Below are 12,374 nucleotides of genomic sequence, written 5' to 3' on the forward strand. Positions count from 1 at the left end.
GTGCCCAGGATGGGCAGATGGAAGCAGGAGTGCATCAATACTATCAGGGTCAGCCGGTCGTCACCTTAGGTTTGGATACCTATAACGGCTCACCGGCGGCAGTTGAAGTGTTTCGCGATGTCACCGGAGTGACGTTCCCGTTGCTGACGATGGGGGCAAGTTACGCGAATGCAAATCAAGGCGCGTTTCGCAAAGTGGTGATTGATGCGGATGGTATTGTCCGATACGTTTCACAGCCTTATCAGTTGAATATCACCACGATTCGTTCGCATGTGGACCAGTGGTTGCCGCTTGACGAGCCGACATTCACGTTTGAGATGCGTGACACGCTCATTACCTACACAAACGGCTTTGACTACTACGTCTTTCACGGTGTGATTGACAATCTGCTCAATGAAGAGCGCCAGCTTCAGATAACCCTGTCACAGGTCAATGTTCCAGATCCGTTGCGGGGCTATTCGGTCTGCACGTTCCGCGGCTGCTACCCGCCCGATTCCGGAATTGTGGACATTCTTGAAACCTATGACGCGATGGCGCACGACACCGGAGCGGCAGTTTACATCTATAATCTGGCCATCAATCCTGAAACAGGTTATATGGACACGTCAACCATCGTCGGGAACTACACGATTCGCGTGACGGTGACCAATCCGGAGGATGCCGAAGAGGTGATTGCCTACGACCTCCATCTTGAACAGGGCAGCGGAGTTGCTCCGCGCATCGAGCCGGTACCGCTGTCTTCACAACTGATTCGCAACTATCCGAATCCGTTCAATCCCGAGACCACGATTCAATTTGTGGTCAGCAACCCAGGCGCGGTGGAGCTGAATGTCTTCAACATGCTCGGCCAGAATGTCGCAACACTGATTAACTCCCCGTTCATGGCGAGCGGTAACTACAGCGCGAACTGGCGCGCCGTGAATGCACAGGGCTTGCCGCTTCCGTCCGGAAGTTATCTGCTCGAACTGAACAATTCCGGTCTGCGCGCTGTGCATAAGGTTGTGCTGGCCCGGTAAATCCAGGATTCTTTGAATACAGTCTAAATGAAACAGGGTGCGACCGTGCACCCTGTTTTCATTACGAAGAGAAAATTATGTCTGAACAGAAACTCCCCACTGCTTACGATGTGCTCGATGCCGCTCAAGTTCTGAAGGGCGTCGCGCACAAGACTCCCGTTCATACGTCGCGCACGCTTGATGCCAGAAGCGGAGCCAATGTCTTTCTCAAATGCGAAAACTTCCAGCGTGTCGGCGCATTCAAGTTTCGCGGCGCCTACAACGCGATGTCGCGTCTGACCTTTGAAGAGAAAAAGTGCGGCGTCATCACCCACTCCTCAGGCAATCATGCGCAGGCGGTGGCGCTCGTGGGAGCATTGTTGAATATCAAGACAGTTATCGTGATGCCGCAGGATGCGCCGCCGATCAAACTTGCAGCGACAAAAGGGTACGGCGCGGAAGTGGTGCTCTATGATCCGAAGGAGCGCACACGCGAAGAAATTTCGCACGAGCTGAAAGAGAAACACGGCTACGTGCTGATTCCACCATACGATCATCCGCATATCATCGCCGGACAGGGTACAGCGGCGCTCGAATTGCTCACAGATTATCCGGACATCGAATTGTTGCTTGTCCCTTGCGGCGGCGGCGGATTGTTATCAGGCAGCGCGCTTGCGGCCAAGCATGTCAATCCGAATTGCAAAGTTGTCGGTGTCGAGCCTGAAGTGGCCAACGATGCAACATTGTCCTGGCGCACGGGCACGCTCCACACGGTGAAAAATCCGCCGACGATTGCCGATGGCACGCGCACGCCATCTTTAGGCAAACTCACGTTTCCGTTGGTGCGGGCGAACGTTGACGAGTTTGCCAACGTCATCGAAGCAAAAATAATCGAAGCCACAAAATTTCTGTTTGAAAGAATGAAGCTTGTCGTCGAACCGAGCGGCGCGCTCGGTGTGGCCGCATTGCTTTCCGGTTTCCCCACTCCCGACCGCGTTGGGGTTATCATCAGCGGTGGAAATTTGGATCCCTCAGTTTTGATCTAGGGGTGGACGACAATCCGCCTGCGAAATGAATGACCGAAGTAAAACGCCCCGCTCAACCGAGCGGGGCGATTCATTTCTGGTCTTCCCCAAAATCTGTCTGCAGACTTGGAGGGATCAAGGGGGGGTTCAGGAGTCCGCCAGAATCTGAAAACTACCGACGGCCTCCGGCCGTCTGGAATGACCACCGTGCCGCGTAAACCGTTATGTAAAAGCGAGTAAAGCACTCAAGCGAATTTGATAACTTCATGAACATTGTCATCCTGAAGGCCGCCGCGGCCAGAAGGACCTCGGCAGGCAAATCGAGTCGCGATGCACATGCAGCGAATAGTGTAAGGAGTTCTCGACTCCGCCGAGAATCCAAAAACTACCGGCGGCCTCCGGCCGTCTGAAATGTCCGCCGACCCCGCCGAAATTTCATCAATGTTAGACAACTCCTCCTTTTGTTATTACTTATCTAGCTTAAGATGTTGTTTTTTATATGAATGCATGCCGACCACAACAGTTGCAATATGGGTCAATTTATTTTTATCTTTGAGCACATTCGTTCAACGAAGCACCAGCAGGGAAGTGGCCCCGCGAGCCACCCGAGCTGCCTTCTATTCTAATAATAAGAACTGAGGTTTCGACAGCGCAATCACCTATTGAATTTCAAAGAGAAGCACATTTCGTTTGTTTGAAATGATCTTTAATCCATTTGAAGTCAAAGGAGATTCCATGACTCGAACCCCTGTTGTCTCAAGCAATCTCAAGAGTGTTGGTTATGATACTGCGACACGGACACTTGAGATTCAATTCCTTAGTGGTGGCATCTATCAGTACATCAATGTGCCACCGAATGTTTATTCTGCCTTGATGGCAGCATCATCGCACGGGTCATTCTTTGCGCGAGCGATAAGAAACTCTTATCGCTTTCGAAAAATTAACTAGCAATAGAGGTACAAGCCAAGAGCCCCGGTTAATGGGGCTCTTGGCTTCGGTCGCGGACACACCCAGTAGTCAAACTTTCGCTACTTGTGATCCGAGTGCCTTGAACTTAGTTACACAACTTCGTATAGGAGGTCTGATTGAGTGTATGTGAATGGAGACGAGAAACAAAAGACGGATATCGATATTCTTGCGATCGAAAATCGAGATATGGAAATCTCTGCATATTTCACGGTGAGAAAGAGGACTATCAAGTTGATGAGTTTTGGTACGAGTTGCATGAGTATGTTTGCACTCTAATTGAGCAAGAGAAATCTGGAAATGAGGAAATTTGGAGTTTCGCGGGCTTTAACTTTCCTGGCTATCTATCTGCCAAGTTGCTTGCTGACGAAAATGCTCACTACTTGCCAGAGGTATGGCCATCCTATATCGGCCTTGAACAATTTAAGGCATCTCTTTCATTCGTTTTTGCGCGGTTTCGAGGAGATGTGAATTTTGATTTGGCGTGCTTCGAACGTCGAGTTGATTTCAGCAATGCTATCTTTGAAGGTGGACTTAGCCTAGGCAGAGCGACAATAAATTCAGTACTAGTTTTCGATAATACAACTCACTTTGGAGATATCACTGCCCCAGATATTGAATTTGGTCAAAAAGGGTTGATTTATTTTGCTGAGAATAGCTTCCGAGATTCAAGTTGTATGAATTTTCTAAATTGCAATTTGAGTAGGCTTGCTTTTTCTCGAACTGACTTATCTCGCGCTCAACTTGGTGGCGGTTATTACGAGAAATCGCTCGGTCGCGCTGTCATTGGAAATGAGTATCCTATTCGCCATCGACATGGTCACTGGTTCTTGCGATCAAATGTCAGGTGGGACTATCTTTGGGAAGATTGTGAGGCACTTATTTCACACGCAGAAAAGAACGGTGAGCGACAAAGAGCGTACATCTTAATGCCGTCTTTGTTTGAGTATCAGCGTTTGTCGCCTCCGCTTTACAACTCAATTTCAAAGTTTCTTTGGGGTTCAAAAAGTACATCTGAATTTGAGATGCAAGGACTTTTTCGACCACGATGGGCTTTCATTCCGCGACTAATTTTGCACTTTCTAAAACGATTCTTTTCATTGACAGCCCTTTATAAATGGACTTCAAACTACGGCAGTTCGGTGTTTCTGCCAACGGCTTGGCTTGTTCTCTCAGTGATTCTTTTTGGTGCGTATTACTCAACTATGCTGTTCGACCATGATCATCCCTTCTTAGACGAAGCGGGTCTTGTTGCCTCTTTAAACGTCGTTGCACTCAATCCTAAATGGATAAACGAATTGCTTCGGAATCCGCCGAATGGTACAGCTTTAACAGAAGGTGCACAACTTGCCCTAATGCTAGTTGCCACCTTACAGTTTGTTCTAAGCGCGATACTTGTGACATTGGTTGTGTTTTCTATTAGAAGACGCTTCAAGCACTAGCCCCCTCTCCACCCCGCTCAACCGAGCGAGGCGATTGTTTTCTGGTCTCCCTCCAAATCTGTCTGTAACTTTGGGGGGATTAAGGGGGGCTTCTCGACTCCGCCAGAATCCAAAAACTACCGACGGCCTCCGGCCGTCTGGAACCCCCGCCGGAATCTGTTACAGTTCAATCCTCATATAAGTATCAGACCGCGCATACTCCGACACGAACGGACGCTCTTCAAAGCGAAATCCGAGTTTGCGATAGAGATTCAGCGCGGTGGTCAAACGGGAGTTGCTCTCGAGCCAAACAGCTTTTGCCTGTTTCGATTTCGCCCATTCGAGGCACGTTTGTCCGAGCCGTTTGCCGATCTGTTTGCCTTGCGCACGTTCGGTGACCGCCATCTTTGCCAATTCAAATTCATTGTCAGGCGCGGCAATCATCGCACACGTTCCGACGATCTCGTCTCCCCACACCGCAAAAAAAATCTCCCCGCCGGGCGTGAGAATAAATCCTTCCGGATTGCCGAGCATCTCGCGGTCGTGCGGCTCCACGACGAAATACTTCTGCAACCACTCTTCGTTCAGACGCAGAAATGCCTTTGCGTGCTTCTTGTTCCCGCGCTCGAACGGAATGATGTGGATTTCCGTGTCGAGTTTTTGGCGGCGGATGCGCTCGACCCGTGCCAGCAAGGGCTCCTCTTCATTGGCCGCTTCCAACCGCGAAAGTATGGGCAGCACTTCCGCCGATGCCGACAGGCAAATGTCTTCCACCGCCAGCCGGATCTCCTCCCACACCGGCTCAATTCTCTTGCGCAGGTCGCGCCCCTTGCGTGTCAGGGACAGCGCACGCGTTCTGCGATCACCTTCGTGCACCGAAGACTCGATGAGCCCCTTCTTCTGCATCGCGTTGGCAATCTGCACCACCGCCGGATGGGAATAGTTCAGTTCGCGTGCAATCTCCGAGATAGTTCTCGACTCCCCTTCGCACAGCAGATAATAGACGGGAAACCAGCGCGGCTCAAACTCAATCCCTCTCCTTTCATATAGAGAGGACACGTCCCGCCACATTAGGTCGGTAATCCGCCGCATCCGGCTCCCGATGGCCAGATAGCCGAGAGTAGCTATTAAGTCCTGTGTCATCAGTTTGTCCCGTGTTTAATTACGTAAGCACTTACAAATATAATCTTTCATTTCATTCGTGTCAAGTGAAAGCGGGTTCACTCCTCCACACCTCTGACTGAGCATTATTTAGATATTTGTTTTTATTTAAGTAAAATATCGGAACTAAGGGTTGACTCGAGGGAACTTTGAGCGTATATTTGCGGTATTATTAGCAGTCACTTGGGTTGAGTGCTAACAGCCTGTTTCAATTCAGTTAACCTTCAATAACACCATTTAGGGAGACCTAAGACCATGAAAATCAAGCCGATTGATGAGCGCGTCCTGATTAAGCCGCTCGAGAAGGAAGAAAAGACCGTTGGTGGTATCATCATTCCTGACACCGCGTCCAAGGACCGTCCGCAAATGGGCGAAATCGTGGCCATGGGCGATGACGTGGAAGTCGCCGATCGCAAGCAGAAGAAGATGTCCGAACTCCTGAAGGTCGGTGATACCATCGTGTACGCCCGCTACGGCGGTACCGAAGTCAAACTCGATGACAAGGAGTTCATGCTCATCAGCCGCAGCGATATCCTCGCCGTGGTGGAGAAGTAAGCGCTCGTTCAGCACTTTTGTTTGAATTAATCCGGTAAACAATTCCAAAGGAACAATACAACATGGCAAGCAAACTGATTGACTTCGATGTCGATGCGCGTACCTCGCTCAAGAAGGGCGTGGACATTCTCGCAGACTCAGTGAAAGTGACGCTGGGACCGAAGGGCCGCAACGTCGTGATTGAAAAGAAGTGGGGTGCTCCGACCGTCACCAAGGACGGTGTCACCGTTGCGAAGGAAATTGAGCTCGAAGATGCCGTTCAGAACATGGGCGCGCAGATGGTTCGCGAAGTCGCTTCCAAGACTTCCGATATCGCCGGCGACGGCACCACGACCGCGACCGTTCTCGCGCAGGCCATCATTCACGAAGGTTTGAAGAACGTCACCGCCGGCGCGGATCCGATGAGCCTCAAGCGCGGGATTGACAAAGCCGTCGCCAAGGTCGTTGAAGATCTGAAGAAGAACGGCAAGGCCGTCAGCGGCAAGAAGGACATCGCGGCCGTGGGTACGATTTCGGCCAACAATGACAAGACCATCGGAGACCTGATTGCAGACGCAATGGACAAGGTCGGTAAGGACGGTGTTATCACCGTGGAGGAAGCGAAGTCGATGGAGACCTCGCTGGAAGTCGTGGAGGGTATGCAGTTCGACCGCGGCTATCTGTCGCCCTATTTCGTCACGAATCCCGACGAAATGGAAGCCGAACTCGAGAACCCGTATGTCTTGATTCACGACAAGAAGATTGCCTCGATGAAGGACTTGCTGCCGATTCTGGAGAAGGTCGCGCAGTCCGGCCGCTCGTTCCTGATTATCGCTGAAGACGTCGAAGGCGAAGCGCTCGCGACGCTCGTGGTCAACAAGCTGCGCGGCACGCTGAAGGTTGCAGCCGTTAAGGCTCCCGGTTTTGGCGATCGCCGCAAGGCCATGCTGGAAGACATCGCGATTCTCACGGGCGGCCGTGTGATTTCCGAAGAAGCGGGCTTCAAGCTTGAGAACGCCGTCATGAGCGATCTGGGTACCGCCAAGAAGATCATCATCGACAAGGACAACACGACGATTGTCGAAGGCTCCGGCAAGAGCGATGAGATCAAGGCGCGCATTTCGCAGATCAAGAAGCAGATTGAAGGCACGACTTCGGATTACGACCGTGAAAAGCTGCAAGAGCGTCTGGCCAAGCTGGCCGGCGGTGTTGCAGTGCTGAAGGTTGGCGCGGCGACCGAAGTTGAGATGAAGGAGAAGAAGGCTCGTGTTGAAGATGCGCTGCATGCGACGCGCGCTGCCGTTGAAGAAGGTATTGTCCCCGGCGGCGGTGTGGCACTGCTGCGCGCGCAGAAAGTGCTCGAGAACTTCAAGCTCGAAGGCGATGAGCAGCTTGGTGTGAACATCATTCGTCGTGCGCTCGAAGAGCCGATTCGCATGATTTCGCAGAACGCGGGTCACGAAGGCAGCGTGGTGGTGAACAAGATTCGCGAGAACGGCAAGTACAGCTTCGGTTTCAATGCTGCCAGCGAAAACTTCACCGATCTGCTCGACGACGGCGTGATTGACCCGACCAAGGTTGTGCGCGTCGCACTCGAAAATGCGGCATCGGTTGGCGGTCTCTTGTTGACCACCGATTGCGCGATTCACGAGAAGAAGGAAAAGAATCCTCCTGCTCCGATGCCCGGTGGCGGCGGCATGGGCGGCATGGGCGGAATGGATTACTAGGCCAGCGTCAATTGAAGAGGCGGAGGGGTTTGCCCTCCGCCTTTTTTGCATTTAGAGATTGAACATGTGAATAGTCTTAGTGATCTATAATGAATTGCCGATGTTTCAAAAGAATCTTACGGAAGACACTCAATTTTAGAGGATAGTATGAGTCACAAGGTTTTATCATCAATTCAATACCGAGATCGTGATCTAAATAAGGTCACTATTGAGATTGGTCATGGGAAACAAAACGGTTTCAATAGCGCATTTGATATCCACTTTAACTCGGGAACTGATAATCTCGCGCTGGTACTTTTGGCTGATAAGCTGTTCATCAAGCCTGAGGATGCAATCAATGAAATTGAAAAACTAGCGAAGTGGTTAGTATTGAACGGAACCTATCAAAATTTTACTTATCCGGCCTATGGCAATTATCAAAGCCGAGAGTTAACAAAGGACGTACAGAAAAGTGGATTTCATTACTCTTACATCAACAATTTAGATTCCAAAATTCTAAGCCCGGACTTAAGTAACTTGCAAGTTGAAGAGCGTCTTTTAGCTAGAAAGATTATTCTTTCGATCTTGTATGACTCAAATTCTGAAACAGCTCTCACTTTGAGAGACAAAGCACATTTCTCAAGCGAAACAATTGAGAGAGAACTTATTGCGCTAAACGGTTCAAAATTGATTGGACCACCCTCAATTCCTGGTGGATCATCGGCAGTTGGTACATTTACACTAACTTTTGTTGGTAGCGAGTATTATGAAAAGTCGCTAGTACATAGACGAGGAGTTGTCTTTATTATTGCCGCGTGTAATGCGCCAATTAGAGGCTCTGCGCTTGATCAAGATCATATTACTACACTCTCTAAGTACAAATCAATTGTCGAATCCCTTGGTCTTGAGCCTATTGTTCAAGAGCATGAGGAGCCAAAGAAAAACATATTCGTGGACATTTTCGACTACATTGACACTTGTGAATTTGTGATAGCTGATCTGACATTCCAAAGACCAAACTGCTACATCGAAATCGGCTATGCTCTCGCACGAGCCAAGCCTGTGCTTCTGTACATCGAGAAAAGCTATTTCGAGAATGACATGGGTGGGAAATTGCCGTTTGACATTTCACCCGTTAAAATGCAAGACTACTTGTACAAAGATTTGGCTGATTTGGAAAAGAAATTGCGTGAGCGAATACAGGTAATCAGATCGCGGAAGTCCTAATCTTAATGAACTAGGGGCGAACCAAAAGGTTCGCCCCGCATCATTTTATCCACTACCGTCGGCCTCTGGCCGTCAGGCGCTTTACAGTATTGTGCGCTTCCCCAGCCTGAGGCAGGGAGGTAGGTTTGCAATGTAAATTCAGCTCCCGTGTCAAACCTCTTGACTCTCATTTGAACATATGTTATATTCTCGAAAGTTCACCAAAATTAACGACGAGAGGTTCCAGCGATGAGATTCAAACTATTTGTTTTGGCTATGCTTACAACTTGCTGTGCCATGGCGTTTGCTCAGGAGGGTCAGATGCCTTCCGAAGAGGAAATGATGAAGAAGTGGATGGAGTTCGCCAGCCCCAAGGCCGAACACGAGATGCTGAACAAGATGGCCGGCGAGTGGGACTATAAAATGACCTTTTGGATGGGGCCAAACCAGCCCCCGCAGGAAGCTACAGGAACTTGCGTGGATAAGGTCATCAATGGCGGACGCGCCGTCAGCTCCACCATGAACGGCCAAATGATGGGTATGCCCTATGAAGGCTTTGGTGTGAGTGGTTACGACAACTTCAACAAGGTCTACTGGACAACGTGGACAGACAACATGACCACGGGCATGATGTACATGGAAGGCACCAGCACGGACGGCGGCAAGACCGTTGTTTACAACACGACCATGGATGAGCCGGTGATGGATGTGAAGGATAAGCCGGTGCGCTTTGTTTCGAAGTGGATCAGCGACGACGAGCACGTGCTCGAAAGCTGGGACGAAGTGGGCACACCGCATGAGTTCAAGGCTTTCGAAATTAAGTACACGCGCAAGAAGTAACCAGCGTGAACGCTGGACCCGTTGCCGCTGGCGCGCAGAGTCCGGTCTTCGATGCTGAAACGAATTCAGCGTAATATTTTGTATGGCAGGGACGGCAAGCGTGCCGTCCCTTGCTATCTTATCAACGTAGCAGAAGGACCCGAAAATGACCGAACAGGAAATGATGGAAAACTGGATGCGCAACGCGACTCCTGGGCCGCAGCACGCGAAGCTTGCCAAGGAGTGCGGGGAGTATGTTGTAAGCATGGTCGAGCGCGGTCAGCCCATGACGGGCACGGCGAAAATTGAGATGATTCTCGACGGCCGCGTGCAGATTCAGCATTTTGAAATGGACTATCAGGGCATGCCGTTCAAAGGATTCGGGATGACGGGCTTTGATAATTTCACTCAGCGCTATTGGTTCACGTGGAATGACAATATGTCCACGGGACTCTATTCGTTGTATGGTGTGGAAGAGGACGGTGGCAAGCGCATCGTGTTTCAAGGCAAGATGGACAAGCCGGGCTTGAACATGAAGCAGTGCGACACCAAACATGTTTTTACTTATCTGAGTGACGACGAATTCAAAATGGAAATCTGGGACTTCCCCGGTTCACCGGACGAAAAGAAGACCATGGACATGACCTATCGTCGCAAGTAGATTTCGATAATAGCAATAATAAACCACGGAATGCACACCCATTCCCTGCCGCTCATGCAACAGCGTTTCCACTTGACGTCCCAACACATCAAAAATCTCAAGTCGTATGTCCTGTTCGCGCGTCAGCGCGTACTCAATGGTCACCGATGAGTTGAAGGGATTGGGAAAAGGATACCCGAGCGCAAAAGTGATAGGTACATCCCGTTCATCCGGTGCAGACAGGAATAGCGTGTCTTCCTCCCATGGCTCATATAGAATCAAAGTATCCACGGAATCGCCCAGTCCTTCGGGGTTCGACCATTCATTGAAAGGTCCGCTCGCATGTCCCCAGTAGTTATTCTCGGCATGGCCAGGAGGCAAATCCGCAAAATTTGACACAGCACCATAGCACAAATTTTCGAGAAAGATATTCTCCTTAAACGAGCAGTCACGATTATTGCTCAACTGAACCACGGCGGCGACAAAACTGCCCGAACGAGATCGATTGTCGATGAAATAGTTGCGCTCCACAGTTGTCGTTGGGCTCATTTCTGATGCCGCAATTGCCACAAAATCTGTCCAATCGTTCGAAACAAAGAGATTATTCTTAACAGTGAAAAGGATGTTGCTTCTCAGAACAACAAATGCCTCTGACCGGAATCCGTCAGGAACTGAATTGGCGGCAAACACATTGGATGTTATTGAAACAGTTGTTCCGCCCGGCAAGGTAAATCCGGAGAAGACGTCATGGCTTATCGAGTTAAACTCAAACACACTTCCATGAACGGATATCAACTCGATTGACGGCGAGTTTTGAAAAGTGAAGAGGCTGTTAAAGGAGTTGTTCCTAAAGATGACGTTATTCAGATAGAGTGTGTCGAGATCGTCAAGAATCTCGAAAAACTCCATGGCCAAGTGGAGATTGTTCTGAGAGAACAGACTCGATGCGATATCCATATAGCCACCTGCATTCGCAATCAGTGAAGCTTGGGGATTAACCTGCAACCGTCAATAAGAGTAACACAGGATCTCGTGTAAAGAGCACCGCCGTCAGAAAAATAGCAGCTATCAAAACGGCAATTCCTTATTCGCAGATCCGCTCCATCAATAGAAATGCCGCCGCTGGGCTGTTCGCCGAGAGCGGATCCTCCGTTGAACGTAATGCCGCCCAACCAAACATTCCAGTCACCTTCACAGGAGCCTCCTTCGACGTGTCTTTGGCCTGAGAGGGAGTGCCATACTGTGCTGGAAATTTCATTTGTATCGTTTGACAGAAGAGCGTTCCCGAAAATCCTGACGTCACGACACGGCAGATCTATGCTCTCTACGTATTGGCCAGGCATAACCAAAACTGTATCATCCGGTAGTGATGCGAGGACGGCCGACTCTATTGTCTGATACTCAACGGGGACAACGACAAGACGGGCTTGGACGTCAAAAGTCCAAAAGTATGTGACGAACAAGCAGATCTTGATTAAACTACTCACAGTTCAGTTTACACGGATTATTGTCAGTCGCCGAGAAAACGCGAACTTCTGCAGCACCTGCATTACAGTTCACGCTCCCGCAACCAGCCACGCAAACTACTTTCAAGGTTAAATGATGTCCGGCATTTGCACCAGCTATTTGAGTAACACCACAACCGCAATGGTACTGACTGTACAGGACAGTTGCTCCCTCAGTTATCTCGATTAGAACGGTATTGTCGGGGCTTCCAGTATCCCAGTACAGGTTAAAATTGGCGTAAGCCTGTTGTGTGGTCTCAGTGTCTGTTGTAGCGTTAGCGTCACAGCATACTTCACTAACTGACAAACAATAATGAACTTGCCCTAATGCTACAGAAGACATAGCCAAGCAGGCGATTAAGACGAATGTTTTCATTGCAACCTCTCTTTAGTATT

At 49.8% G+C, this 12,374-nt stretch carries 12 protein-coding genes; 9 read left to right on the top strand and 3 right to left on the bottom strand.

The features are described from left to right. Window positions 1-17 precede the first annotated feature (17 nt). From HUU59_12790 to HUU59_12805, 4 genes are all read left to right on the top strand, one after another. Complete coding sequence (locus HUU59_12790) at window positions 18-1,016, top strand: T9SS type A sorting domain-containing protein (protein NUO20314.1); 999 nt, start codon at window positions 18-20, stop codon at window positions 1,014-1,016. 77 nt (window positions 1,017-1,093) lie between these two features. Beyond that, entirely contained in the window at window positions 1,094-2,041 is a 948-nt protein-coding gene (locus HUU59_12795; GenBank protein NUO20315.1) for a threo-3-hydroxy-L-aspartate ammonia-lyase, read from the top strand. Between the two features lie 714 nt (window positions 2,042-2,755). Next, window positions 2,756-2,968 (top strand): KTSC domain-containing protein, encoded by a 213-nt coding sequence (locus HUU59_12800; protein NUO20316.1) that lies wholly within the window; start codon window positions 2,756-2,758, stop codon window positions 2,966-2,968. 137 nt (window positions 2,969-3,105) lie between these two features. Next, window positions 3,106-4,428 carry a pentapeptide repeat-containing protein gene (locus tag HUU59_12805; protein NUO20317.1) on the top strand — a complete coding sequence of 441 codons (1,323 nt, stop codon included), beginning with the start codon at window positions 3,106-3,108 and terminating at the stop codon, window positions 4,426-4,428. Window positions 4,429-4,587: 159 nt separating this feature from the next. On the opposite strand, the gene HUU59_12810 is transcribed toward HUU59_12805, so the two are convergent. Continuing rightward, window positions 4,588-5,550, bottom strand: a complete 963-nt coding sequence (locus HUU59_12810) for a bifunctional helix-turn-helix transcriptional regulator/GNAT family N-acetyltransferase (protein ID NUO20318.1) — start codon at window positions 5,548-5,550, stop codon at window positions 4,588-4,590. 273 nt (window positions 5,551-5,823) lie between these two features. Here HUU59_12810 and HUU59_12815 point away from each other — a divergent pair, with 273 nt between their 5' ends. From HUU59_12815 to HUU59_12835, 5 genes are all read left to right on the top strand, one after another. Further along, a complete protein-coding gene (locus tag HUU59_12815) occupies window positions 5,824-6,123 on the top strand; it encodes a co-chaperone GroES (protein ID NUO20319.1) in 300 nt (99 codons plus the stop codon). A 62-nt stretch (window positions 6,124-6,185) separates the two neighbouring features. Beyond that, window positions 6,186-7,829: a chaperonin GroEL gene (groL, locus tag HUU59_12820; protein ID NUO20320.1), complete on the top strand. Its 1,644-nt coding sequence runs from the start codon at window positions 6,186-6,188 to the stop codon at window positions 7,827-7,829. Window positions 7,830-7,976: 147 nt separating this feature from the next. Continuing rightward, window positions 7,977-9,035 (top strand): hypothetical protein, encoded by a 1,059-nt coding sequence (locus HUU59_12825; protein NUO20321.1) that lies wholly within the window; start codon window positions 7,977-7,979, stop codon window positions 9,033-9,035. A 228-nt stretch (window positions 9,036-9,263) separates the two neighbouring features. Continuing rightward, window positions 9,264-9,854 (top strand): DUF1579 domain-containing protein, encoded by a 591-nt coding sequence (locus tag HUU59_12830; protein ID NUO20322.1) that lies wholly within the window; start codon window positions 9,264-9,266, stop codon window positions 9,852-9,854. A gap of 145 nt (window positions 9,855-9,999) precedes the next feature. Next, the gene (locus tag HUU59_12835; protein NUO20323.1) at window positions 10,000-10,494 is read left to right on the top strand and encodes a DUF1579 family protein; all 495 of its coding nucleotides are present in this window, start codon (window positions 10,000-10,002) and stop codon (window positions 10,492-10,494) included. Here HUU59_12835 and HUU59_12840 read toward each other — a convergent pair. Together HUU59_12840 and HUU59_12845 are read right to left on the bottom strand one after the other, a co-directional pair. Beyond that, window positions 10,447-11,430, bottom strand: a complete 984-nt coding sequence (locus HUU59_12840) for a right-handed parallel beta-helix repeat-containing protein (GenBank protein NUO20324.1) — start codon at window positions 11,428-11,430, stop codon at window positions 10,447-10,449. The genes HUU59_12835 and HUU59_12840 overlap by 48 nt on opposite strands. A gap of 20 nt (window positions 11,431-11,450) precedes the next feature. Continuing rightward, window positions 11,451-11,960 (bottom strand): hypothetical protein, encoded by a 510-nt coding sequence (locus HUU59_12845; GenBank protein ID NUO20325.1) that lies wholly within the window; start codon window positions 11,958-11,960, stop codon window positions 11,451-11,453. Window positions 11,961-12,374: the final 414 nt, after the last annotated feature.

This window comes from bacterium (genome assembly GCA_013360195.1).
Classification (GTDB): domain Bacteria; phylum Electryoneota; class RPQS01; order RPQS01; family RPQS01; genus JABWCQ01.

Excerpts from the sequence above, each read along its gene's own strand:
- HUU59_12790 (NUO20314.1), top strand. The coding sequence starts at position 18 with ATGGAAGCAGGAGTGCATCAATACTATCAGGGTCAGCCGGTCGTCACC.
- HUU59_12795 (NUO20315.1), top strand. The coding sequence starts at position 1,094 with ATGTCTGAACAGAAACTCCCCACTGCTTACGATGTGCTCGATGCCGCT.
- HUU59_12800 (NUO20316.1), top strand. The coding sequence starts at position 2,756 with ATGACTCGAACCCCTGTTGTCTCAAGCAATCTCAAGAGTGTTGGTTAT.
- HUU59_12810 (NUO20318.1), bottom strand. The coding sequence starts at position 5,550 with ATGACACAGGACTTAATAGCTACTCTCGGCTATCTGGCCATCGGGAGC.
- HUU59_12815 (NUO20319.1), top strand. The coding sequence starts at position 5,824 with ATGAAAATCAAGCCGATTGATGAGCGCGTCCTGATTAAGCCGCTCGAG.
- groL (NUO20320.1), top strand. The coding sequence starts at position 6,186 with ATGGCAAGCAAACTGATTGACTTCGATGTCGATGCGCGTACCTCGCTC.
- HUU59_12825 (NUO20321.1), top strand. The coding sequence starts at position 7,977 with ATGAGTCACAAGGTTTTATCATCAATTCAATACCGAGATCGTGATCTA.
- HUU59_12830 (NUO20322.1), top strand. The coding sequence starts at position 9,264 with ATGAGATTCAAACTATTTGTTTTGGCTATGCTTACAACTTGCTGTGCC.
- HUU59_12835 (NUO20323.1), top strand. The coding sequence starts at position 10,000 with ATGACCGAACAGGAAATGATGGAAAACTGGATGCGCAACGCGACTCCT.
- HUU59_12840 (NUO20324.1), bottom strand. The coding sequence starts at position 11,430 with ATGGATATCGCATCGAGTCTGTTCTCTCAGAACAATCTCCACTTGGCC.